Raw genomic sequence first — 23,009 nt, 5'->3', positions numbered from 1 at the left:
GGGGTCTCCTTACTTGGATTGAGCTTGGATGGCGTCGTCGACGGCGATGACGTTGTTGGCCATGCGTTCACTGGCGGCGTCGATCATCTTGCCGTCAAGGCTGGCAGCGCCTTTGCCCTCAGCCTCGGCCTTGCGCAGTTCTTCGATGATGCGGCGGGCACGGGTAACCTCGGCCTCGGGCGGTGAAAAGACCTGATTGGCCAGTTCGATTTGGCTGGGGTGAATGGCCCATTTGCCTTCGATACCCAGGGCAGCGGCGCGTTTGGCGGCGAGGATGAAACTGTCGGGATCGCTGAAATCGCCGAACGGCCCGTCGATGGCGCGCAATCCGTAGGCGCGGCAGGCAACGGTCATGCGGCTGAGGGCAAAATGCCACTGATCGCCCGGGTAGTCGGGATTCAGGCCGCCGATCACAACGGTGCGCGCGCGGTTCGAGGCCGCATAGTCAGCGACGCCGAAATGCATCGCTTCCAGACGACCGGGTGCCGCCGCGATGGCCTCGACATTGGCCATGCCAAGCGCGGTTTCAATCAGTGCCTCAAGGCCGATCTGATGGGTGAAGCCCATCGCCTCTTCGATCTGGCTGACCATGGTTTCGACCGTGTAAAGGTCTGCGGGCACGCCTACTTTGGGTACCAGGATCGTGTCCAGATGCTGCCCGGCCTGTTCGACGATCTCGACGACGTCGCGGTACATGTAGTGGGTGTCGAGGCCATTGATCCGGATCGACATGGTCTTGCCTTTGGCTTTCCAGTCGATGTCGTTGAGCGCCTGAATGATGTTGGAACGGGCCTGGACCTTTTCCGGCGGGGCAACCGCATCTTCAAGATCGAGGAAGATGTAATCGACATCCGAGTCGGCGGCCTTGTCGATCATCGTCGGGTTCGACCCCGGAACGGCCAGTTCAGACCGTTGCAGGCGTTGTTTCTTCAGGGGGTGCAGCGTGTAGCTCATTCAGTCATGTCCTTATTGCCACCCGGTCACGCGGAATTGCGCGCACTGGTTTGATCCAAGTGTCGCGTGGATGTGCCGGAGGAGACACTTTCCCCTGGGTAAGAATGCACGCTTGGGGTTGGGTTGGCGAACCGAACGGGTAGGGGGTGACTACCCGTCGGGCGCGTTCGGGATGCAGTGGGGCACCCAAGAGCGCGCAGAAGTATCCTAAGAATAACAGGTGTTTACGATAGGAAACCCAAGTGCTGCCCGCCCCGCATGCAGGGTATTCTACTGCCCCAATGCGACCCCTTCGCGCCGGGGGTCGGCAGCGCCGATCAGCGTGTCATCCCGGATCAGAATCGCATGTAACCCACTGTTCAGATCGCGGATTTCGACGGTGTGACCCATGGCGGTCAGCGCGTCGGCATGGTCGGCGGCCGAGGTGTTTTCTTCGAGATCGAGGCTGGCACCGTTGCGGTGCAGGAAGTGCCCGGTTTCGATCGCATCCTGCGGATCCATCTCCCAGTCGAGGATGGCGATGATGGTTTTGGCCACGTAGTTGATGATCCGGCTGCCGCCCGGCGAGCCGATGAGCAGATAGGGCGATCCGTCCTTCATCACGATGGTCGGCGACATCGAGCTGCGCGGGCGTTTGCCGCCTTCGACCCGGTTGGCCACCAGCCGGTCGCCATCCTTGGGTGCGCGGTCGAAATCGGTCAGTTCGTTATTGAGCAGGAAGCCCCGGACAAAGACGCGGCTGCCGAAGGCGGTTTCAATGGTCGTGGTCATCGACAGGGCATTGCCATAACTGTCGCGGATGACGATGTGACTGGTGCCGGGCCGATCAGGGTTTACCGAAGGGGCCAGCAACTGGGTGTGATCCTCGGGCGGCTGACCGGCGCTGCGGGGTTCGCTGGCAGCGCCGGGATCAATCAGCCCGGCACGATCCGCCAGATAGGTCTGATCCAGCAGGCCTTTGGAAGGCACATCGACAAAATCAGGATCAGCCATGTAAAGTGCGCGGTCGGCATAGGCCAGCTTTGCAGCCTCGGCATAAAGGTGCACGAACTCTGCCCCCCAGCCGATTGATTTCACGTCATAATTACCAAGGATGCCTAATATCTGCCCGACGGTCAGCCCGCCCGATGTGGGCGGCCCCATGCCGCAGATATCGTAGCCGCGATAATCGGCGCAGATCGCCGGGCGCAGCTTGACGCGATAGTCGGCCATGTCCTGCAGGGTGATGTTGTTTTCAACTGTCGATGTGGCGGCGACGGCGGCCACGATGTCTTGGGCAATCTCGCCCTGATAGAAGGGTTTCACCCCGTCGCGCGCCATGAGGCGCAGGGTGTCGGCATAGGCGGGGTTCTTGAGCAATGTTCCGGCGGGGACCGGGCTGCCGTCTTCGGTAAAGAAATACTTCTTTGCGCCGGGAAAGGCACTGAGGGGTGATCCCCAGGCGATGGTGCTCTGGATGGAACTGGCCATGCGCGGCGAGACGACAAAGCCGTTTTCCGCCTGTTCGATGGTGGATTGAAAGAGCGACGACCAGTCTTTCCTACCGTAAAGCGCGTGGGTAACCTCCAGCAGTTTCGGCACGCCGGGCACGCCGACGGACTGCCCGCCGGATATCGCCTCGCCAAAAGGCATTTTTTCGCCGTTCGGCAATAGGAAACGTTCGGGTTGGGCGGCGGCGGGGGCGGTTTCGCGGGCGTCAAACGTGGACAGGGTTTTCGACGACGCATCCCAGTAGAGCAGGAACGCGCCACCGCCGATGCCCGATGATTGCGGCTCCACCAGGTTCAGCATCAGTTGCACCGCGATCATCGCATCCGCAGCCGTGCCGCCATCGGCGAGGATATCGTAGCCTGCCTGTACCGCGATCGGGTTGGCGGCGGAGACCATGAAATCGCTGGCAGTGACCGAATGCTTGTCTTCCCAGCCATAGCCGATTTCGGGGGCAGGATCCTGGGCCAGTGCAGTACCCGCGAGGGCAGTGGCAGTCAGGCAAATAAGGAATTTCTTGGCGATGCGCATGGTCAAACCTCGTCGGTTGATATGTCTTTGGGGGCAAAGCGGCTTGGGGAGGGCGGCGGGACCACATTGGGAAGCTCTGCACCTTTTGATTAGGACATTATCTGTGGTTGAGTGCAAGGCGATCCGAGCACGAAAAAAGGGCCGTGATGTCGATCACGGCCCAAGTTCAGAGGTAATGTTGTAAGTGGGCTTTCGTCAGCTCACCAGATCGCGGGGTTTTTCCCCGGCGAGGAATGCTTCGAGATTGTCGATGGCGCGGTGGCCCATCGCGTTGCGGGTGCCGTCCGTGGCGCTGCCCAGATGCGGGGCCAGAACGATGTTCTCGTACTTGAGGAAGCGCGGATCAAGCGCGGGTTCACCCATGTAAACATCCAGCCCCGCCGCCGTCAGCTTGCCACTGTCAAGTGCGTCGAACAGCGCGTCTTCGTCCACCACGTCGCCGCGCGCCGAATTGACCAGGATGCAGCCCTTTTTCATCGCGCCGAAAACCTCGGCATTGATCAGCTTGAACGTGTCGGCGCCGCCGGGGCAGTGGAGCGACAGGAAGTCCGAATGCGCGGCGACCTCGTTGATGCTGCTGAGCTGGGTGGCGTTGCCGGCGGCGGCCTTGATGTCATCGGGCACCTCCCAGGCGTCCTGGAACACGATCTTCATGCCAAAGCCGAAATGCGCACGTTTCGCCATCGCCTGACCGATGCGGCCGAAGCCCACGATGCCCAGCGTTGCGCCCGAGACCTTCTTGCCGATCATATGCGTCGGTCGCCAGCCTTCCCACTTGCCCGCGCGGGTTTCGCGCTCACCCTCGCCGATGCGGCGCGCGGCGGTCAGAAGCAGCCCCATCGCCAGATCGGCGGTGCAATCGGTCAGCACGTCGGGCGTGTTGGTGACCGCGATGTCGTTGGCGCGGGCGGCGTCGACGTCGATATGGTTGTAACCGACGCCGTAGCTGGCCAGGATCTTCACCTTGCCTTTGGCGGCGGGGTAGAATTCCGCCGGGATCTTGTCGGACACGGTGGGCATGATCACGTCATATTCGCGCGCCGCGGCCATGAATTCATCTTGGCTCATCGTGGTGTCGGGATCGCGGAAGGTGACGTCGCCCACCTCGGCCACGCGGTCCAGCGTTTCCTGTGGCCAGCGACGGGTGACAAGTATTTTCGGGGTGCTCATAGGGGCCTCCTTAACCGGCGTGTTCGCGGTAATGTTCCTGCGCGGCGGCAACGCCCGAGCCGGGTTCGATCTTGGCACCGGCATCGCGCAGGGCCATTTCGGCCGCCGAGATCGCGCCACACAGCATCACCGGGTTCAAAGAGCCAAGATGCCCGATGCGGAAGGCTTTGCCCATCAGTTTGTTGAGGCCGGTGCCGAGCGAGGTCTGGTACTTGTTATAGGCGCCCGCGATCACGTCGCGCGCATCGACGCCCTCGGGCGCATAGATGGCCGACACCGTGTCCGATGCCCATTCCGGGCCGCGCGCCACCAGTTCGCAGCCGTCCCAGGCGGCGACGGCCTTGTGCACACCGGCGGCAAGCCAGCTTTGGCGGGCCCAGACATTCTCCATCCCCGCCTCAATCAGCATGTCGAGCGACACGCGCAGGCCGCGGAAAAGCTGGGTCGCGGGGGTATAGGGAAAATAGCCATCGCCATTGAGGTTGAGCATGTCCTGCAGGTCGAAATAGCAGCGCGGCATCTTGGCGTTTTCGCGCATGGCCAGCGCCTTTGCGCTGACACCGAGGATACCCAGGCCAGCGGGCAGCATGAAGCCCTTTTGCGAGCCGGACACGGCGCAGTCGACGCCCCATTTATCCATCTCGAATTCGACCGAGCCGATGGAGCTGACGCCATCCACGAAAAGCAACGCAGGGTGGCCCGCGTCATCCAGCGCCTTGCGCACGGCGGCGATGTCGGATTTCACGCCGGTCGCGGTTTCGTTCTGGGTGGCAAAAACCGCCTTGATCTGGTGTTCCTTGTCGGCCGCCAGCTTTTCGGCATATTCCTCGACCGGGACACCTTTGCCCCATTCAACCTCGCTGAGATCCACATCGAGGCCGAGGCGCGTGGCCATGTCGACCCAGAGCAGGGAGAACTGACCAAAACGCGACATCAGCACCTTGTCGCCGACATTCAGCGTGTTGGTGATGGCGGTTTCCCACATGCCCGTGCCCGAGGAGGGATACAGGAACACGGTGCCGGTTTCCGTGCGATACACCCTTTTCAGATCGGCCAGCAGCGGCTTGGTGAAGGCACCGAAATCGGGCGCGCGCATATCCTCCATCGGAATGTTCATTGCCTGACGCACAGGCTCGGGTACATTGGTGGGGCCGGGGATGAAAAGGTGATTATTGCCGTACATGGGGTGACTCCTGATTTTTGCCCAGTATCGGCAGGTTTGATCGGTTTTGTACGCCCGGACAGATGGGGGAGGTGATCCGCAGCGCGCTGTCGCCAACGAACGGGTAGGCGGGACTACCCGGTTGGGGGACGCGGTGTGTACAAGGGAAGGGCGGCATGCAGATGCATACTGATTTTTCCTTTGATTTCATCGGTTTCGCCTGTCTATCTGTCGGAAATTGGATTTCGGAAAAGTGGTTAAGGTGATGTAACGGGGACATGCAGGATCGAATTGGATCAGAGCCGGAAGTGATTGTTGCCGACAAGCAGGTGATTGTTTGTCAGGGTATCGGGTCGCTTGTATCGGGCATCCCCGAGGTCAAACTGGGATGCTTTGCCACTGATCAGGCGAGCCTGAGAAAAGCGCTGACAGCGGTGGACGGCAAGGCGATCGTGATCCTGGGGGTGCGGTTGACGGATTGCGATCTGACGCTGGCGTTGGGGATGCTGCAAAAGGAATTTCCCCGCGCCATGGTGGTCGTGGTGGCCGAGGATACCGAGTTTGCGTTCATCCGTACGGCGATCAAATCCGGGGCAAATTCGGTTTGCATGATGAGCCAGATCCTGGTCAGCCTGCCGAAGATTTTGGGCAAGCTGGTGGACGGACATTCGATCGTACCGACCGAGATTTTGAAGCGCCTGACATCTGAAAACACCGACACGCTGACGCGGCGGGAACATGAGATCCTGAGCCTGCTGGTCAACGATCTGACCAACTTCCAGATCTCAGCCCGGCTGGGGCTGAGCGAGAATACGGTCAAATATTACCTCAAGGCGATCTACCAGAAACTGGACGTGAATTCGCGCGGCGGGGCCATCGCGAAATACGTGGCCGGGAATTACTGAGGTCAACAGGCTGCAAAAAACAACGACCCCGGAACCAACGCGGTAGAATCAAGTTAACGCGCTGAAAACGCTGAAAAACCCATGTCGGTATAACGTCGGTATTTTGTCGGTATTACGTCGGTGCCGGGATCGGTGTTTGGCGGGCTTAACGGGGCGTGCGATAAAGGGTGTCGACTATGCGGACGAAGCTGTCGTTGACGGTATCGGTCCGAACGACCGCTTTTGACGGCTAGAGCCCTATGACATCAGGCATCCGTCATATGTTGGACCAGTGAGGTCAGCTGTCTGTCGCCATAGCCATCATCCCAAGCCGCCTTGGTGCGGTTGTGCATCAACCGAATGAAATCAGCGGGAGCATTAAGAGAGAGATAGGTCTTCAACGCATCGTCTTGCGCCATCGCGTAAACCTTCAGGGAGGCTTCGGCACTGTCGTAATCCTCGACCGGAACGGTTCTGGCAAAGAGATCATGGTAGTCCTTGACCAATTTGATCGTGGCAGGGAGTTGGTCGGCATAAACCTGCATCGGAATGCCCGCTTTCTGGCAGACAAGTGCACCGTAGATCATTCCGAACATGAACCCTTGCCGAACCGTGAAGAGCCCGGCGAAGAGCGCCGCAAGCGCTGCAGGTTTCTCACCAACATGGGTTGATTTTCCACCCAATTCTCTGATGATGCCGCCATAGCGGTCCCAGGTTCCGGCACTGCCCACCGTGAGGATTGTGGTTTCGTCGCCACCGATACTGGACGGATAGGCATTAATCATGCCCAGCATGTAGCCGGCCCCCTGTCTCTCAAGGATGGCGACCAGTCTATCGGCATCCGAGGTATCGCCCGTGCTCATGTCGCAGATGGTCTTACTCTTTAGCGAAACACTCAGCCCGTTGACCAGTTCAACAGTTTCCTTGTGGCTCTTGATACAGATGATGACAAAATCAGACGTCGCAACAGCATCATCCGGTGAAGAGCAAATCCTGGCGCCAGCCTCAGCGAAAACCTCTGCCTTTTCCGATGTGCGGTTCCAAACACTGACATCGTGGCCTGCCTTGAGCAGGCAATGCGCCAGAGCTGAACCCATATTGCCCAGTCCCAATACAGCAAGTTTCATGATGTTAGCCTCCTATGTCCGCCAATGAATTCCTGCGCCAGCATGCGCCGGCATCGGGGGATCACATAGTTGTAAATTTTTCTATATTGTAAGATGTTCTAACTTATGGATTGGCGCACGCTTCCCTCGTTGACTTCTCTCAGAGCCTTCGCCGCCGCTGCCGAGTTGCGAAATCTGACCCGGGCGGCAGAGGCACTGAACGTGACCCATTCCGCAGTCAGCCAACAAATCCGCGGGCTCGAGCAGCATCTTGGCACCCGGCTAATCACTCGTACCCGGCACGGCATTTCTCTGACATCGCAAGGCGAATTCCTGTCGGCTGGCCTGCTTGAAGCCTTCGCTGAAATGGCCTCCGTGACCGAGAGCGTGTCGAGTGCAGAGTCGGTTCGACCACTGGTGGTCAGCGCGACCCCGATGTTTTCAAGCGCGTTCCTGATGCCGCGCCTGTCGACGTTCATTGACGAATTCCCCAATATCGAACTGAGGATCGATTCAACGATCCAGGCTGTCGACCTTATTCCTGGCGGAATTGATATGGCCATCCGATACGGAACCGGAAACTGGCCAGGGCTTGTCTCGCAGATGCTGCTCCCCGGCTGTCTGACGGTCGTCGCGTCCCGCGAACTGATCGGAAACCGGGTGCTGACGAGTCCTGCAGAATTACTTGATTTCACTCTTCTTCAGGAACAGGCGTCGGTCGAGTTTGATCTGTGGCTGGAAAAGGTCGGAATCCCGCCCGAAGCGGATCGGAGAGTGGTTCGCATGCCAGGAAACATGCTGCTGGATGGCATCCGCCGAGGTGATGGTATCGGAGCGACGGTACCGGCCTTTATCTCTGACGAGTTGAAGTCAGGACAGCTCGTGGCACTGTTCGATGATCCAATACCGCAAATCGGCTATTACCTTGTCACGCTACCTGGTCCGGTTCGGCCAGCGGCAAAGCTGTTCATGCAGTGGCTTTCGAAATCGATCACTGAATATGAGAAAAGCCTGTTCCGATGGACGCCCGCTCATTTGCTGTAGACTGAAAAGAGCAAAATCTTTGCGGTAATAATTCAGGTCAACGAACCGGCAATGTAATGCAATTTTCTAGTGTCCGCATTCGGGCTGTCGCACCATGACCGCGACAAAGTAGGCGAAGGTACGTCGGCTTTCCTACGCATCGCCGATATTCGCGCACGCTGCAGAATTCGGCACTTTGGGCTCAATGCGGCCTTTGGTCATTTTCCGACTTAGTAATCACTTGATCTCGACACCCCGCCCGGACTTATGCCGCGTGCGCCGGAATGTCCTGACAGGCTGTCGCTCGACCTCGTCATCAGGTCAGTAAAGGGTTCTGGCAAGACATTGAGGTAATTGACCAATGTGGTGCAAAAGCGCTTGTCGCGTTCTTAGCCCCGGCGTCTGCGTCGGCGACCGCCGCCGCCTTCGCCCTCTCCGCCGCTGTCGCGCCCGCCGGTGTTGAAATTCACGTCCGGCAGGGTGACGATGCTGTGCAGGATCGGGAACGGCTCGACCGAGTTGGGGATGTTCGAGGCGTTGACGAAATGCTCCTGAAAGCGCGGTTCGATGGCGGTCTCGATCTTGTGAATGTTGTGGACCGTCGCCTCGATCTCCTTGCGGGCTTCGGTGTTGAGCAGGGCGATGCGCGCGCCGGTGCCTGCGGCGTTGCCGGCGCTGGTCACCTTGTCAAGCGGGGCGTCGGGGATCATGCCCAGCACCATCGCGTGTTTCGGGCTGATATGGGCTCCAAACGCGCCGGCCAGCACCACGCGGTCCACCTTGTCGACGCCGAACTTGTCCATCAGCAGGCGCGCGCCGGAATACAGCGCGGCCTTCGCCATCTGAATCTCGCGGATGTCGCGGTTGGTCACGGTGATCACCGGGCCGCCCTCGGCTGACCCGTCCCAGACCATATAAGAATAGGTACGGCCGTCGAGGAAACAGCGGTCGGTGCCGGTTTGTTCAGGCGATCCGATCAGGCCGGGGCCGTCCAACAGCCCATGAATGCGCATCTCGGCGACCATTTCGATGATGCCCGAGCCACAGATGCCGGTGATGCCGGTGGTGGCGGTTTCGGCCTCGAAGCCGTCTTCGTCCGACCAGAGGTCGCAACCGATCACCTTGAAGCGGGCCACTTTCGTCTCGGGGTCGATTTCCACGCGCTCGATGGCGCCGGGGGCGGCGCGCTGGCCCGAGCTGATCTGCGCGCCCTCGAAAGCCGGGCCGGTCGGCGACGAGCAGGCCAGCACCTTGTCCTTGTTGCCCAGAAGGATTTCGGCATTGGTGCCGACATCGACGACCAGCACCAGGTCTTCGGATTTGTCCGGTGCTTCGGACAGTGCGACGGCGGCGGCATCGGCGCCCACATGTCCCGCGATGCAGGGCAGGATATAGGCGCGCGCGCCGGGGTGGATTTCAAGATCAAGCTCGGCCGCGCGCAGTTGCAGCGAGGAGGAGGTGGCCAGCGCAAAGGGCGCCTGTCCCAGTTCGAACGGATCAACGCCCAGGAAGAGGTGGTGCATGACCGGGTTGCAGACGAAGACCGCATCTACGATCAGGGTCCGGTCAATCTCGGCCTCGGCGGCGATCTGGACAAAGAGCGCGTTCATGCCGTCGCGCACCGCGCGGGTCATCTCGACCGCGCCGTCCTTGTTCATCATCGAATAGCTGACGCGGCTCATCAAGTCTTCGCCAAAGCGGATCTGCGGGTTCATGATGCCCGAGGAAGCCACAACCTCGCCACTCGCCAGATCGCAGAGATGCGCGGCGATGGTGGTGGAGCCCAGATCGACGGCCAGACCGTAAACCTTGCCTTCGTAATAGCCCGGCCAGATATGCATGATCTTGGGCACGTGGGTGTCGTCGCCGTGATGCACCGCGACGGTCACTTTCCAGTCGCCCTTGCGCAGCGCGGGCTGCATCATGTGCAGGATATGCAGATCGGCGCGGACACCTTCGAGTTGCCATTGTTCCTTCAGTGCGCGAACCAGCCGTTCCAGATCACCCGAGGGTTCGTGCATGTCGGGTTGTTCAACCTCGACATAATAGAGCCGGGTGGAGGGGTTCATGACGATATCGCGCGCCTCCGCCCGTTTGCGCACGACCTGTTTATGGACCTGGCTTTCGGCGGGCACGTCAATGACGATATCGCCCATGACCTGCGCCTGACAGCCCAGGCGGCGGCCCTTTTTCAGCCCGCGCTTGTCGTCATAGCGTTGCTCGACCGAATTCCATTCCGAAAGCGCATCGTCGGCGACCGTGACGCCGTGTTTCGAGAACTCGCCATAGCTGGGGGTGATCTGGCATTTCGAGCAGATGCCCCGCCCGCCGCAGACCGAATCCAGATCGACCCCAAGTTGCCGCGCGGCGGTCAGAACCGGCGTGCCTTTGGGGAAATGGCCGCGCTTGCCAGAAGGGGTGAAAACGACAAGGGGATCGTTGCTCATGCCGGGTGCCTTTCAGCCAGGGTGTTCTCTTGCCGCAGATCATAGTTTGGCATGCGACACAAGAAAGGTCGCAACCGGCATAAAATTACATCTCAGCGTCATGTTTATCTGCCTGTCGGTTTTGTGCCTTCTAAAGTGGCAGGTTTTGGCGAGGGTCGAGGCAAAAAAGCGCGGCGGACATGCTGCCCCTTTCCATTCCCCGCAGGCCGTGTAATAGGGAAGCGCCAAACGATCTGTTCATGGAGAAACGTGATGGAGATTCGTGAGGCGCTGACCTTCGATGATGTTCTGCTGGTACCCGCTGCATCCAGTGTGCTGCCCAATACGGCGGATACGCGAACGCGGGCGACACGCTCGATTGACCTCAATATTCCACTGCTGAGTTCCGCGATGGACACGGTCACGGAATCGCAAATGGCGATCTGCATGGCGCAGGCGGGCGGCATGGGCGTCATTCACCGCAATCTGGATGCCGAGGAACAGGCGCGGCAGGTCCGGCTGGTCAAACGGTTCGAATCCGGCATCGTTTATAATCCCATTACCCTGACCGCAGATCAAACCCTGGCCGATGCCAAGGAACTGCAGGCGCGTTACCGCGTCAGCGGTTTTCCTGTGGTCGATGACGCGGGGCGGGTTGTGGGCATCGTGACCAACCGCGACATGCGCTTTGCCGAAGATGACGCCACACCGGTGCGGGTAATGATGACCAGCGATAATCTGGCGATGCTGCAGGAGCCCGCCGACCTGGACGAGGCGAAAAGCCTGATGAAGGCGCGCCGGATCGAAAAACTGCTGGTGACCGATGGCAAGGGCAAGCTGACCGGGCTGTTGACGCTGAAAGACAGTGAGCAGGCCGTTTTGAACCCACATGCGTGCAAGGACGGTCTTGGGCGGCTGCGGGTGGCGGCTGCGTCGACCGTGGGCGATGCGGGGTTCGAGCGTTCTGCCGCGCTGGTCGATGCCGGGGTCGACATGATCGTGATTGACACGGCGCATGGCCACTCCGAAGGGGTGGCGCTGGCGGTTGAGCGGGCCAAGAAACTGTCGAACGAGGTGCAGATCGTTGCCGGTAACGTGGCCACGGCCGAGGCCACACGCGCGCTGATCGGTGCCGGAGCCGATGCGGTCAAGGTCGGGATCGGGCCGGGCAGCATTTGTACGACGCGGATGGTGGCGGGCGTCGGCGTGCCGCAGCTGACTGCGATCTTGGATTGTGCCAGCGGGGCCGGTGACGTGCCGGTGATTGCCGATGGCGGCATCAAGTTTTCCGGTGATTTTGCCAAGGCGATTGCGGCGGGCGCGTCCTGTGCGATGGTCGGCTCGATGCTGGCGGGCACTGACGAATCCCCCGGCGAGGTGATCCTTTACCAGGGTCGCTCGTTCAAATCCTATCGCGGGATGGGCAGTTTGGGCGCGATGGCGCGGGGCAGTGCCGACCGCTATTTCCAGAAGGATGCCGCCAGTGACAAGCTGGTGCCGGAAGGCATCGAGGGGCAGGTGCCCTATAAAGGCCCCGCCGGTGGCGTGATTCATCAGCTGGTGGGCGGTTTGCGGGCAGCGATGGGCTATACCGGCTGCGCTACGGTTCCGACGATGCGGTCGCAATGCGAATTCGTCAAGATCACCGGGGCGGGCCTGCGCGAAAGCCATGTGCATGATGTGCAGATTACACGGGAAAGCCCTAATTATCGTGTTGGGTAAGTTATTATATATTAATATCTTACGCGGCGATATTAAGGTAATTTAATGACGCCCGGCGCAAGAGTTCAGGCGGCGATTGACCTGCTGGATGAGATCAGGGATGGCGCGCCTGCTGAACGTGCGATCACCGGTTGGGCGCGTCGGTCCAGATTTGCCGGTTCCAAAGATCGGGCAGCGGTACGCGATCACGTATTTCAGGCATTAAGGTGTTTGCGGTCTTATGCGTGTCTGGGGGGGGCGAATACCGGACGGGGGGTGATGATCGGCGCTTTGCGTGCCGCGGGGGGGGATCCTGCCGAGATATTCTCGGGCGAGGGTCATGCGCCGGATCGGCTGACACAGGCGGAATTGGAGGTGGGAGGACCGCCCCGGTATGCGGGGGACCGCATGGATATTCCTGATTGGCTAATTCCGTTATTTATCAATTCTCTGGGTAGCGAAGGTAACGCAGAAATCGTCACAGGGATGATGAAAGACCGGGCGCCGGTCATGCTGCGTGTGAATCTCCGCAAAGCATCTGTCGAGCAGGCAGTCACGGCCTTGTCCGGCCACGGCGTCGCGGTCAGGCCCGTTTCCGTGGCCAGCACGGCACTGAGCGTTCTTGACGGCGCGCGACGCGTCTCATCCTCTGCGGCGTATCTTGAAGGTCTGGTCGAATTGCAGGACGGATCAAGCCAGGCCGCGATGGAGATGATGGACATCCCTCAGGGCGCGCGGGTGCTTGACTATTGCGCCGGTGGGGGTGGCAAGGTGTTGGCGCTTGCGGCGCGAGCGGAGGCGAAATGGCATGCCCATGATGCCGCCGCGCAACGTATGAAGGACCTGCCAGCACGGGCCAGACGTGCGGGCGTCACGGTCAAGATCGTGGACGGCAGCGCGTTGGATGATCAGGGTTATGATCTGGTCCTCTGCGACGTGCCTTGTTCGGGCAGTGGGACCTGGCGGCGCAACCCGGATGCCAAATGGCGTCTGAGCGCCACTGATCTGGAGGCGTTGAACGCAACCCAGGACGACATACTTGATCGTGCCGCTCATTTGGTCAGCCCCGGGGGGCGGATTGTCTATGCCACCTGTTCTTTGCTGAACTGCGAAAACGAGGATCGTGTGGCCGCGTTTCTGGAGAGGAATCCGGTCTGGCGTGTCGACGTGCAGCGCCGCTGGCAGATGTCCGAAATGGGCGATGGGTTTTTCCTGACACAGCTATCGAGAAACTAAAATTAAATCCTTGCAACCTTGACGTGTTTCGGAAGTATCCGTTAAGTCAGAGTTAAGTCTTTTGCGACAATAACGGCTTAATGGAACGATAACTGGAACACTGATTTTGGCCTTTACAGCAACCACCTTGGGACCCATCCGGCGCGCGGCAATTCAATTTCGGTCTCGTGCCTTGATCGTTGCGATTGCCGCTATCGGGTTTGCCGTCGCCGCATGGTTCATGCCCACCGGGATTTCACAGCTGGCACTGGCCGCCATCGCGGGCACCCTGACAGTGATTGCCGCCTGGAGCGGCATTGCGACCGGCTTTGGTGGCGCAGCGGGGCGCGGGATGAGCGGATCTGTTGCCCAATTGATCGAAGCGGATTCAGCCCCGACGATCGTGACCTCGGAAGACCGCAAGATCATTTGTCACAATCCGGCCGCCGTGCGCGCCTATTCGGCCGATGAGGCACAGACGCTGGCCGGCGCGCTGCAAAAGGTCTTGGCCAATCCCGGCGCGATCTTGTTCCGAATGGAATCGCGCGCCCGCTCAACCGGGTCGGCGCATGAAGACGTTGTTACGCGACTGGGTCATTTGCGGCTGGGCGTTCACCGTGTCGGCAACGGGAATTTCCTCTGGCGGATCGAGAAATCGGCAGATCGCCCGCAACGGAGCGGAGACCCGGTACCGTTGCCGATGCTGACGGTTGGTCGCAACGATGCGGTCTTGTTCATGAACACGGCGGCGCGCGAGCTGATTGGCGAAAGGGCGCGAAACCTTGACCGGATCTGCCCGAAATTGCCGATGCGGTCTGGTCAGCTGAACGATATCAACACGCCCGATGGGACGGCGTCCTGCCTGGTTGTCGAACTGGAAGGGACAGCCGGACGGCGCGAGGTGTTTTTGCTGCCCGGCGTGGCGGCGGCAGAAAGACAGCCCGATGGCTGGGCCTTTTTTGACGAAATGCCGGTGCCATTGCTGAAATTGTCCCGGGACGGGGCCGTGCAGCTTTCGAACCGTCAGGCTCGTGATCTGCTGGGCGTCGAAAGCTGTGGTGACAAACTGCTTGGCGATCTGATGGAAGGCCTGGGACGGTCAATCTCGGATTGGCTGGACGATGCGGCGGTGGGGCGCGGCACGGTCCATTCGGAATTCCTGCGCGTGAAGCGGGAGGACCGGGAGGTTTTCGTTCAGGTCACGCTGAACCGCGCGAAAGAGGATGGTGAAACCGTTCTGATCGCTGTTCTGAACGATGCAACGGAGTTGAAATCGCTTGAGGCGCAGTTTGTGCAAAGCCAGAAAATGCAGGCCATTGGCCAGCTTGCCGGTGGTGTTGCGCATGATTTCAACAACCTGCTGACGGCGATTTCCGGGCATTGCGACCTGTTGCTGCTGCGTCACGATGAGGGGGATGCGGATTACAGCGATCTGATCCAGATTAACCAGAATGCCAATCGGGCGGCTGCCTTGGTCGGGCAATTGCTGGCCTATTCGAGAAAGCAAACACTGCGGCCCGAGGTGATGGACCTGCGCGATGCATTGTCTGATCTGACACATCTGCTCAACCGACTGGTTGGTGAGAAGGTGACGCTGTCGCTGAGCCATGACCCGATGCTATCTGCCATTCGCGCGGACAAACGGCAACTGGAGCAGGTTTTGATGAACCTTGTGGTCAATGCCCGTGATGCCATGCCGCAGGGTGGTGATATCCGCATCGAAACGGAAAACATGATCCTCGAAGAGCCACTGCGCCGCGACCGCGCGGTTGTGGCACCCGGACGTTACGTGTCGGTCAAAGTGGTTGATCAGGGCACAGGTATCGCCGCGGACAAGCTGCAAAAAGTGTTCGAGCCGTTCTTCACCACCAAACGCACGGGCGAGGGGACAGGGCTGGGCCTGTCAACCGCCTATGGTATCATCAAGCAAACCGGCGGGTTCATTTTCGTCGACAGTACGCTGGGCGCGGGCACCAGTTTTCAACTGTTGCTGCCGGCCCATGATGTGGTTGAAGAAAAACCGGTCAAATCCGAGGCCGTGGTGGCAAACGATGCGCCAGCCGAAGGCGTTGTGCTGCTGGTCGAGGATGAAGCCCCGGTCAGGGCCTTTGCCAGCCGTGCATTGCAACTGCGGGGCTTCACGGTGCTTGAGGCGGAATCAGCCGAAGATGCCCTTGAGCTTCTTGAGGATGATGGGTTGGACATTGACGTCTTTGTTACCGACGTCGTGATGCCAGGTATTGATGGCCCCAGCTGGGTTCAGAAAGCGTTGAAACAACGGCCGGATGTCAGCGTTGTTTTCGTGTCAGGCTATGCCGAAGAAACCTTTGGCGATACGCAGTCGAAAATTCCGAACTCGGTCTTCCTGCCGAAACCGTTTTCACTGACTGAGCTGACGGAAACGGTACAGCGGCAGCTAAGCTGAAGCGAGAAGGGAGCCGTAGGTGCCGCCGGGCTCTATACTTTCCCATAGCTGAAAATCATCCGAGGCAACGCGACGCAGCTTGATCTCAACCCCGGTTGAAAGCGGGGGTGTGACCCCGGGGGAGACATTGGCGGGAAAAGTCGTGATCTTGGTTTCCAGCCGGTGCTCCAGAAATTCAATCAAACCGGCCTGGTCTTCATATCGGAACAGATACCGCGCGGCTGTGCCATTTGGGGTTGGCCTGAGGAAACGTGCCTGCGACCCGACATTTGCGAAGGCGGGTTTTTTTTGTCTGGAATAGGCAAGTACGAAATCATCGAAACTGATGCCATGTGTGGCGTTCGACAATCCCTCCATCTCGGGGCGCTGACGGTATCTGTACCAACTGCCAAGCCAGCTGACGGGTTCGCGCACGACTGCCAGAATATCCATGTTTCCGTCGACAAATTTCTCGAACATGGGACGAAAAAACCGGTTGTAACGATAAATCGGCGCGTGTTTCAGATCAGGCGGTCCACTGATTGTCATCGACGCCAGCGGCGCGAGGGCCTGCTGATACGCGGTGGAGCCGGTTTTGGGAACCGACATGATGACTAACCTGGCATTTGAAAACACGAGCATTTCCGGCGCTTCCCCTTCGCGGGGAGATTTTCAAGTTTTCGTAAACGACTCTTTAACCGTTGTTGGAAAAAGTGGAGATACGAACAATTTTCTTGAAATGTTCTCTTTTTGTCTGCATACACATGAGAACAAGAGGTGAACAAGGCAGCGATTGCCGCCCGCAACAGGGTGTGGAATAAGGAAGCATAACAATGGCAACGGCAGATTTACTCGCAATGGACAGCAAGAAAAGCACGGACAAGCAAAAGGCGCTCGACAGCGCGCTCGCGCAGATCGAACGGCAGTTCGGCAAAGGCTCGATCATGAAGCTTGGCGCGGACAATCCCGCGCAGGATATCGAGTCTACCTCGACCGGGTCGCTCGGGCTGGACATTGCCCTTGGCATCGGTGGATTGCCAAAAGGCCGCATTGTCGAAATCTATGGCCCGGAAAGTTCAGGCAAGACCACGCTGACGCTACATTGCATCGCGGAAGAGCAGAAAAAAGGCGGTGTCTGCGCCTTTGTCGATGCCGAACACGCTTTGGATCCGATCTATGCCCGCAAGCTGGGGGTTGATCTGGATGAATTGCTGATCTCGCAACCCGATACCGGAGAGCAGTCGCTTGAGATCGTCGATACGCTGGTGCGCTCGGGCGCGGTCAGCATGATTGTGGTCGATTCCGTGGCGGCCCTGACCCCGAAATCCGAACTTGAAGGCGAGATGGGGGACAGCAGTGTTGGCGTTCATGCCCGCCTGATGAGTCAGGCCATGCGCAAGCTGACCGGGTCGATCAACCGCACCAAATGCACGGTGGTCTTCATCAACCAAATCCGGATGAAAATCGGCGTGATGTTCGGCAGCCCCGAGACCACGACCGGTGGTAATGCGCTGAAATTCTACAGCTCGGTCCGGCTGGATATTCGCCGGATTGGCGCGCTCAAGGATCGCGACGAGGTGGTCGGCAACGCCACCCGTGTCAAGGTGGTCAAGAACAAGGTGGCACCGCCGTTCAAGCAGGTGGAATTCGACATCATGTATGGGGAAGGCATCAGCAAGATGGGCGAGTTGCTGGATCTGGGCGTCAAGGCCGGTGTGGTCGAGAAATCGGGAAGCTGGTTCAGCTACGGCGATGAGCGTATCGGCCAGGGGCGCGAAAACGCCAAGACTTTCCTGAAGGAAAACGGCCGCATTGCCTATGAGATCGAAGATAAGATTCGCGCGGCGCACGGGCTTGATTTCGATATGCCCGACGGCGAAGCGGATGCCGCAAAAAAAGAAACGGATGACGATATCCTAGAAGCATAACGCCGCCAAAATCTGATAATGCAAAGCCCGGGCCGCAACCCGGGCTTTTTCTTGCGGTGGACATGGGTCACGGGCAGGGATAAATCATCGGGACGCCGGGCCATTTTTGCCGAAAAAGAGATATCCATGCCGACGCTGAACGAAATCCGATCGACCTTTCTGAATTTCTTTGAACGTAACGATCATGCGATCGTCGAAAGCTCGCCTTTGGTGCCGCGCAACGACCCGACGCTGATGTTCACCAATTCGGGCATGGTGCAGTTCAAGAACCTGTTCACTGGGGTTGAGCATCGCGACTACAAACGTGCGTCAACCAGCCAGAAATGTGTGCGCGCGGGTGGCAAACATAACGATCTGGACAATGTGGGCTATACCGCACGCCACCACACGTTTTTCGAAATGCTGGGGAATTTCAGCTTTGGCGATTATTTCAAGGAACAGGCGATCCCGTATGCCTGGGACTTGCTGACCAAGGATTTCGAGCTGGACAAGTCCAAGCTGCTGGTGACGATCTACCATACCGATGATGAGGCGGCGGAAATCTGGAAGAAATATGCCGGTCTGCCGGATGACCGGATCATTCGCATCGCGACCGATGATAATTTCTGGTCAATGGGCGCGACCGGTCCCTGCGGCCCCTGTACCGAGATTTTCTATGATCACGGCCCGGATATCTGGGGTGGGCCGCCGGGCAGCGCCGAGGAAGATGGTGACCGGTTCATCGAGATCTGGAACCTGGTTTTCATGCAGAATGAACGGTTCGAGGACGGTTCTCAGATTGATCTTGAGATGCAGTCGATCGACACCGGCATGGGGCTGGAACGGATCGGCGCGCTGCTGCAGGGCAAGCATGACAATTATGACACCGACCTGATGCGCAGCCTGATCGAGGCTAGTGCGCATGTCACCAGCCAGGATCCGGACGGGCCGGGCAATGTGCATCACCGGGTGATCGCGGATCACCTGCGCTCGACCTCGTTCCTGATTGCCGATGGGGTGATGCCGTCGAACGAGGGGCGGGGCTATGTGCTGCGCCGGATCATGCGCCGGGCGATGCGGCACGCCCATCTGCTGGGCGCAAAAGACCCGGTCATGCATCAGTTGGTGCCTGCGCTGGTCACGCAGATGGGCCAGGCCTTCCCGGAGTTGGGGCGGGCACAGGCGCTGATCGAAGAAACGCTGAAGCTGGAGGAAACCCGGTTCAAGACGACCTTGGATCGCGGGCTGAAACTGCTTGAGGACGAGTTGGGTGATTTGCCTGAGGATGCGGCGCTGCCGGGGCAAACGGCGTTCAAGCTGTATGACACCTATGGCTTTCCGCTGGACCTGACACAGGACGCGCTGCGCGAAAAGGGCCGGGAGGTGGACACTGATGGTTTTGACACCGCCATGGCCGAGCAGAAGGCCAAGGCGCGTGCGGCATGGGCCGGTACGGGTGAAGCGGCGGATTCGACCATCTGGTTCGATATTGCCGAGGAAAGCGGCACAACCGATTTTCTGGGGTATGACACCGAAGTGGCCGAAGGGCAGATCATCGCGCTGGTGCGCGACGGTGCCCCGTTGGACAGTGCGAACACCGGTGAAACCGTGCAGATCGCGTTGAACCAGTCGCCTTTTTACGCGGAATCCGGTGGTCAGGTTGGCGATAGCGGCGAAATCCGAACCGAAAGTGGGCTGGCGCGGATCACCGACACGAAAAAAGCGGCCGGGGTGTTCATTCATCTGGCGGAGGTCACCGAGGGTGAGATTTCGAAAGGTCAGGCGGCGCAGTTAGAAGTCGACCACGCGCGGCGGACTTCCATCCGCGCCAATCACTCGGCAACGCATCTGTTGCACGAAGCATTGCGCAAGGCCCTGGGCGATCATGTGGCGCAGCGCGGGTCGCTGAATGCCGAGGATCGCCTGCGGTTCGATTTCAGCCATGCCAAAGCGCTGAGCGCCGCGGAACTGATGCAGGTTGAAACCGAGGTGAATGATTTCATCCGGCAGAACGCGCCGGTCGAGACCCGGATCATGACCCCCGATGACGCGCGTGCGCTTGGGGCGCAGGCGCTTTTTGGCGAGAAATACGGTGACGAGGTGCGCGTGGTGTCGATGGGTGTCGAAGAGGGGTCCGGCAAAGGCCTGGACGGGCAGACCTATTCGATCGAGCTTTGCGGTGGCACCCATGTGCGTCAGACCGGCGATATCGGCCTTTTCGTGGCATTGGGCGATTCTGCGTCTAGCGCCGGGGTGCGCCGGATCGAGGCGCTGACAGGCGCTGAGGCGTTCCGCTATCTGAGCGAGCAGGACCGGCGGATGACAGCCCTGGCCGGTGAGTTGAAGGCGCAGCCGCAGGATGTCGTCACGCGGATCAAGGCGCTGATGGACGAGCGCAAGGCACTGTCCAACGAGGTCGCACAGTTGCGCCGCGAACTGGCGATGGCCGGAGGTGCAGGGCAAGGTGATGGCCCCGAGGCGCAGGAGATCAACGGCGTCAAGTTCCTGGCGCAGGTGCTCAGCGGCGTGTCGGGCAAGGATCTGCCGTCGCTGATCGACGAGCACAAGGCGCGGCTTGGGTCAGGCGCGGTGCTGCTGATTGCCGATACCGGAGACAAGGTGGCGGTCGCAGCGGGCGTTACCGATGACCTCAAGGGTGAACTTTCTGCGGTCGATCTGGTGCGCGCGGCGGTGCCTGAGCTTGGCGGCAAAGGCGGCGGCGGCCGTCCGGACATGGCTCAGGGCGGTGGCAAGGACGTGGCAAATGCAGATGCGGCGATCAAGGCCGCAAGCGCAGTAGTGGGAGGATAAAATGGCAGCACTCTGGATCGCACGGGTCGATGTGAACGACGCTGAGCTTTATGCGAAATATATCGATGTGGCCTCGGTCGTGATCCCCGAACATGGCGGTGTTTTCATTGCCCGTGGTGGGCGGGTCGAGCAGCTTGAAGGGCGGGGCCGTTCGCGCAATGTCGTGGCGCGGTTCCCATCTGTGGACGCGGCGCAGGCAGCCTATAATGATCCTCGCTATCAGGAAGCGGTGGTTTGGGCCAAAGAAGCCGCAGAGCGGGAGATCGTGGTTGTCGAGACCGACGACTGACGCAATTTCAAGCTGCAAAAGTTCAAAGAGGTGGCCTCGGTCAGCTTGTTTTTGACCTTCGTTTACGTTCGTGCGGGTCGAGATAGCGCTTGCGCAGGCGGATGGCGTTTGGCGTGACCTCGACCAGTTCATCGTCGTCGATATAGGCGATGGCCTGTTCCAGACTCATGATGACCGGGGTGGTCAGGCGCACGGCTTCGTCGGTTCCGCTTGCGCGGACGTTGGTCAGTTTTTTACCCTTCAGCGGGTTCACTTCAAGGTCGTTTTCACGGCTGTGTTCGCCAATGATCATGCCGGTGTAGATCTTGGCCTGCGCGCCGATGAACATCTTGCCGCGGTCTTCGAGATTCCACAGCGCGTACGCGACGGATTCGCCGTTTTCCATCGAGATCAGGACCCCTGCGCGCCGGCCCGGAATGGCACCTTTATGCGGGGCCCAACCGTGGAATACGCGGTTGAGAACACCGGTGCCACGGGTGTCGGTCAGAAACTCGCCATGGTATCCGATCAGACCACGCGAGGGTACATGCGCGATGATGCGGGTTTTGCCCGCACCTGCCGGTTTCATCTCGGCCAGTTCGCCCTTGCGGGGACCGGTAATCTTTTCAATGACCGCGCCTGAATATTCGTCATCGACGTCGATGGTCACTTCTTCGATGGGTTCGAGGCGGTTACCGTCATCGTCTTCGCGCATCAGAACCTGCGGACGCGAGATCGAGAGTTCAAATCCCTCGCGGCGCATGTTTTCAATCAGCACACCCATCTGCAATTCTCCACGACCGGCGACCTCAAAGGCGTCACCGCCGGGCGTGTCGGTGATACGGATGGCGACGTTGGATTCGGCCTCTTTCAGCAGGCGGTCGCGGATCACACGGGACTGCACTTTTTTGCCGTCCCGACCAGCCAGAGGGCTGTCATTAATGCCGAATGTGACGGTGATTGTCGGCGGATCGATGGGCTGTGCCTCAAGCGGTACATCAACTGCCAGCGCACAGATCGTATCGGCCACGGTCGCCTTGGACATGCCCGCCAGCGTAACGATATCGCCTGCGCTGGCTTCTTCGATGTCCTGCGTTGCCAGACCCCGGAACGCCTGAATGCGGGTCACGCGGAACTGTTCGATCTTCTGCCCGACGCGTGTCAGTGCCTGAACCGTGGCGCCGACCCTGAGCTTGCCCGATTCGACACGCCCAGTAAGGATGCGACCCACAAAGGGATCACTGCCCAGCGTGGTCGCCAGCATCGTGAAATCCTCGTTCTGGCGGGCGATCTGGCGCGGGGCAGGGACGTGGTTGACGATCAGATCGAACAGCGCCGTCAGATCCTTGCGTGGCCCGTCAAGATCATGATCGGCCCAGCCGGATCGGCCCGAAGCGTACATATGCGGGAAATCAAGCTGATCCTCGGACGCATCGAGATTGGCAAAAAGGTCAAAGCATTCATCCAGCGCGCGATCAGGTTCCGCATCGGGCTTATCCACTTTGTTGAGGACCACGATGGGGCGCAGACCAAGCGCAAGCGCCTTGGAGGTCACGAATTTGGTTTGCGGCATCGGACCTTCGGCGGCGTCAACCAACAGCACCACGCCATCGACCATGCTCAGGATACGCTCAACCTCGCCGCCGAAATCGGCGTGGCCGGGGGTGTCGACGATGTTGATGCGCGTGCCCTTCCATTCGACACTGGTGGGCTTGGCAAAGATGGTGATGCCGCGTTCCCGCTCAAGATCGTTGCTGTCCATCGCGCGCTCATCCACTGCCTGATTTTCACGGAAAGCTCCGGATTGTTTCAGCAGCTCATCGACCAGCGTGGTTTTGCCGTGGTCGACATGGGCAATAATGGCGATGTTGCGCATATCCATTGGGACGTGTCCTTGGGTTGTTTGCCCGCGCCCTATACGCCGTTGCGACTAAAGGCCAGAGGCAATTCGACAGGTGA

At 59.6% G+C, this 23,009-nt stretch carries 16 protein-coding genes; 8 read left to right on the top strand and 8 right to left on the bottom strand.

Annotated elements, in window-relative coordinates:
- Window positions 1–9: 9 nt before the first annotated feature.
- The 4 genes from Q1B27_RS04910 to Q1B27_RS04895 all read right to left on the bottom strand — a co-directional run bounded on the left by Q1B27_RS04910 (window position 10) and on the right by Q1B27_RS04895 (window position 5,326).
- On the bottom strand, window positions 10–954 hold the full coding sequence (locus Q1B27_RS04910) for a CoA ester lyase (RefSeq protein ID WP_299844402.1): 945 nt from the start codon (window positions 952–954) through the stop codon (window positions 10–12).
- A 270-nt stretch (window positions 955–1,224) separates the two neighbouring features.
- On the bottom strand, window positions 1,225–2,973 hold the full coding sequence (ggt, locus tag Q1B27_RS04905) for a gamma-glutamyltransferase (RefSeq protein WP_299844399.1): 1,749 nt from the start codon (window positions 2,971–2,973) through the stop codon (window positions 1,225–1,227).
- 195 nt (window positions 2,974–3,168) lie between these two features.
- Window positions 3,169–4,143: a D-glycerate dehydrogenase gene (locus tag Q1B27_RS04900; protein WP_299844396.1), complete on the bottom strand. Its 975-nt coding sequence runs from the start codon at window positions 4,141–4,143 to the stop codon at window positions 3,169–3,171.
- Between the two features lie 10 nt (window positions 4,144–4,153).
- Window positions 4,154–5,326, bottom strand: coding sequence for an aminotransferase class V-fold PLP-dependent enzyme (locus Q1B27_RS04895; protein WP_299844393.1), 1,173 nt, complete (start codon window positions 5,324–5,326; stop codon window positions 4,154–4,156).
- Between the two features lie 257 nt (window positions 5,327–5,583).
- On the opposite strand from Q1B27_RS04895, the gene Q1B27_RS04890 reads away from it, so the two are divergent.
- Window positions 5,584–6,210: a response regulator transcription factor gene (locus Q1B27_RS04890; protein WP_299844390.1), complete on the top strand. Its 627-nt coding sequence runs from the start codon at window positions 5,584–5,586 to the stop codon at window positions 6,208–6,210.
- 245 nt (window positions 6,211–6,455) lie between these two features.
- Here Q1B27_RS04890 and Q1B27_RS04885 read toward each other — a convergent pair whose 3' ends face one another.
- On the bottom strand, window positions 6,456–7,316 hold the full coding sequence (locus Q1B27_RS04885) for an NAD(P)-dependent oxidoreductase (protein WP_299844388.1): 861 nt from the start codon (window positions 7,314–7,316) through the stop codon (window positions 6,456–6,458).
- Between the two features lie 105 nt (window positions 7,317–7,421).
- Between Q1B27_RS04885 and Q1B27_RS04880 the strand changes: the two genes are divergently transcribed.
- Window positions 7,422–8,339, top strand: coding sequence for a LysR substrate-binding domain-containing protein (locus Q1B27_RS04880; RefSeq protein WP_299844385.1), 918 nt, complete (start codon window positions 7,422–7,424; stop codon window positions 8,337–8,339).
- 368 nt (window positions 8,340–8,707) lie between these two features.
- On the opposite strand, the gene Q1B27_RS04875 is transcribed toward Q1B27_RS04880, so the two are convergent.
- On the bottom strand, window positions 8,708–10,765 hold the full coding sequence (locus Q1B27_RS04875; protein ID WP_299844383.1) for an ASKHA domain-containing protein: 2,058 nt from the start codon (window positions 10,763–10,765) through the stop codon (window positions 8,708–8,710).
- A gap of 252 nt (window positions 10,766–11,017) precedes the next feature.
- On the opposite strand from Q1B27_RS04875, the gene guaB reads away from it, so the two are divergent.
- The 3 genes from guaB (at window position 11,018) to Q1B27_RS04860 (ending at window position 16,085) form a co-directional block, all read left to right on the top strand.
- Window positions 11,018–12,466 carry an IMP dehydrogenase gene (gene guaB / locus Q1B27_RS04870; RefSeq protein ID WP_299844381.1) on the top strand — a complete coding sequence of 483 codons (1,449 nt, stop codon included), beginning with the start codon at window positions 11,018–11,020 and terminating at the stop codon, window positions 12,464–12,466.
- Window positions 12,467–12,511: 45 nt separating this feature from the next.
- Complete coding sequence (locus tag Q1B27_RS04865; protein ID WP_299844378.1) at window positions 12,512–13,681, top strand: RsmB/NOP family class I SAM-dependent RNA methyltransferase; 1,170 nt, start codon at window positions 12,512–12,514, stop codon at window positions 13,679–13,681.
- A 220-nt stretch (window positions 13,682–13,901) separates the two neighbouring features.
- A complete protein-coding gene (locus Q1B27_RS04860; protein WP_299844895.1) occupies window positions 13,902–16,085 on the top strand; it encodes an ATP-binding protein in 2,184 nt (727 codons plus the stop codon).
- Here Q1B27_RS04860 and Q1B27_RS04855 read toward each other — a convergent pair.
- Window positions 16,077–16,706: a gamma-glutamyl kinase gene (locus Q1B27_RS04855; protein ID WP_299844374.1), complete on the bottom strand. Its 630-nt coding sequence runs from the start codon at window positions 16,704–16,706 to the stop codon at window positions 16,077–16,079. The genes Q1B27_RS04860 and Q1B27_RS04855 overlap by 9 nt on opposite strands.
- Before the next feature lie 191 nt (window positions 16,707–16,897).
- Between Q1B27_RS04855 and recA the strand changes: the two genes are divergently transcribed.
- The 3 genes from recA (at window position 16,898) to Q1B27_RS04840 (ending at window position 21,071) form a co-directional block, all read left to right on the top strand.
- Window positions 16,898–17,992 carry a recombinase RecA gene (gene recA, locus Q1B27_RS04850; RefSeq protein WP_299844371.1) on the top strand — a complete coding sequence of 365 codons (1,095 nt, stop codon included), beginning with the start codon at window positions 16,898–16,900 and terminating at the stop codon, window positions 17,990–17,992.
- A gap of 126 nt (window positions 17,993–18,118) precedes the next feature.
- Window positions 18,119–20,782, top strand: a complete 2,664-nt coding sequence (gene alaS, locus Q1B27_RS04845) for an alanine--tRNA ligase (protein ID WP_299844368.1) — start codon at window positions 18,119–18,121, stop codon at window positions 20,780–20,782.
- 1 nt (window position 20,783) lies between these two features.
- Entirely contained in the window at window positions 20,784–21,071 is a 288-nt protein-coding gene (locus Q1B27_RS04840; protein WP_299844365.1) for a DUF1330 domain-containing protein, read from the top strand.
- Window positions 21,072–21,111: 40 nt separating this feature from the next.
- Here the strand turns inward: Q1B27_RS04840 and typA are convergent, their stop codons facing one another.
- On the bottom strand, window positions 21,112–22,932 hold the full coding sequence (gene typA / locus Q1B27_RS04835; RefSeq protein ID WP_299844362.1) for a translational GTPase TypA: 1,821 nt from the start codon (window positions 22,930–22,932) through the stop codon (window positions 21,112–21,114).
- Between the last annotated feature and the right edge of the window lie 77 nt (window positions 22,933–23,009).

Source organism: uncultured Roseovarius sp. (assembly GCF_947489715.1).
In the GTDB taxonomy this organism is placed as follows: Bacteria; Pseudomonadota; Alphaproteobacteria; order Rhodobacterales; family Rhodobacteraceae; genus Roseovarius.
The sequence above is the reverse complement of the archived record's forward strand: the minus strand, read 5'-3'. Positions and strand labels throughout refer to the sequence as shown.

What these genes read in the sequence shown, in the direction of transcription:
- Q1B27_RS04910 (WP_299844402.1), bottom strand. Translation starts at nt 954, where the DNA reads ATGAGCTACACGCTGCACCCCCTGAAGAAACAACGCCTGCAACGGTCT.
- ggt (WP_299844399.1), bottom strand. Translation starts at nt 2,973, where the DNA reads ATGCGCATCGCCAAGAAATTCCTTATTTGCCTGACTGCCACTGCCCTC.
- Q1B27_RS04900 (WP_299844396.1), bottom strand. Translation starts at nt 4,143, where the DNA reads ATGAGCACCCCGAAAATACTTGTCACCCGTCGCTGGCCACAGGAAACG.
- Q1B27_RS04895 (WP_299844393.1), bottom strand. Translation starts at nt 5,326, where the DNA reads ATGTACGGCAATAATCACCTTTTCATCCCCGGCCCCACCAATGTACCC.
- Q1B27_RS04890 (WP_299844390.1), top strand. Translation starts at nt 5,584, where the DNA reads ATGCAGGATCGAATTGGATCAGAGCCGGAAGTGATTGTTGCCGACAAG.
- Q1B27_RS04885 (WP_299844388.1), bottom strand. Translation starts at nt 7,316, where the DNA reads ATGAAACTTGCTGTATTGGGACTGGGCAATATGGGTTCAGCTCTGGCG.
- Q1B27_RS04880 (WP_299844385.1), top strand. Translation starts at nt 7,422, where the DNA reads ATGGATTGGCGCACGCTTCCCTCGTTGACTTCTCTCAGAGCCTTCGCC.
- Q1B27_RS04875 (WP_299844383.1), bottom strand. Translation starts at nt 10,765, where the DNA reads ATGAGCAACGATCCCCTTGTCGTTTTCACCCCTTCTGGCAAGCGCGGC.
- guaB (WP_299844381.1), top strand. Translation starts at nt 11,018, where the DNA reads ATGGAGATTCGTGAGGCGCTGACCTTCGATGATGTTCTGCTGGTACCC.
- Q1B27_RS04865 (WP_299844378.1), top strand. Translation starts at nt 12,512, where the DNA reads ATGACGCCCGGCGCAAGAGTTCAGGCGGCGATTGACCTGCTGGATGAG.
- Q1B27_RS04860 (WP_299844895.1), top strand. Translation starts at nt 13,902, where the DNA reads ATGCCCACCGGGATTTCACAGCTGGCACTGGCCGCCATCGCGGGCACC.
- Q1B27_RS04855 (WP_299844374.1), bottom strand. Translation starts at nt 16,706, where the DNA reads ATGCTCGTGTTTTCAAATGCCAGGTTAGTCATCATGTCGGTTCCCAAA.
- recA (WP_299844371.1), top strand. Translation starts at nt 16,898, where the DNA reads ATGGCAACGGCAGATTTACTCGCAATGGACAGCAAGAAAAGCACGGAC.
- alaS (WP_299844368.1), top strand. Translation starts at nt 18,119, where the DNA reads ATGCCGACGCTGAACGAAATCCGATCGACCTTTCTGAATTTCTTTGAA.
- Q1B27_RS04840 (WP_299844365.1), top strand. Translation starts at nt 20,784, where the DNA reads ATGGCAGCACTCTGGATCGCACGGGTCGATGTGAACGACGCTGAGCTT.
- typA (WP_299844362.1), bottom strand. Translation starts at nt 22,932, where the DNA reads ATGGATATGCGCAACATCGCCATTATTGCCCATGTCGACCACGGCAAA.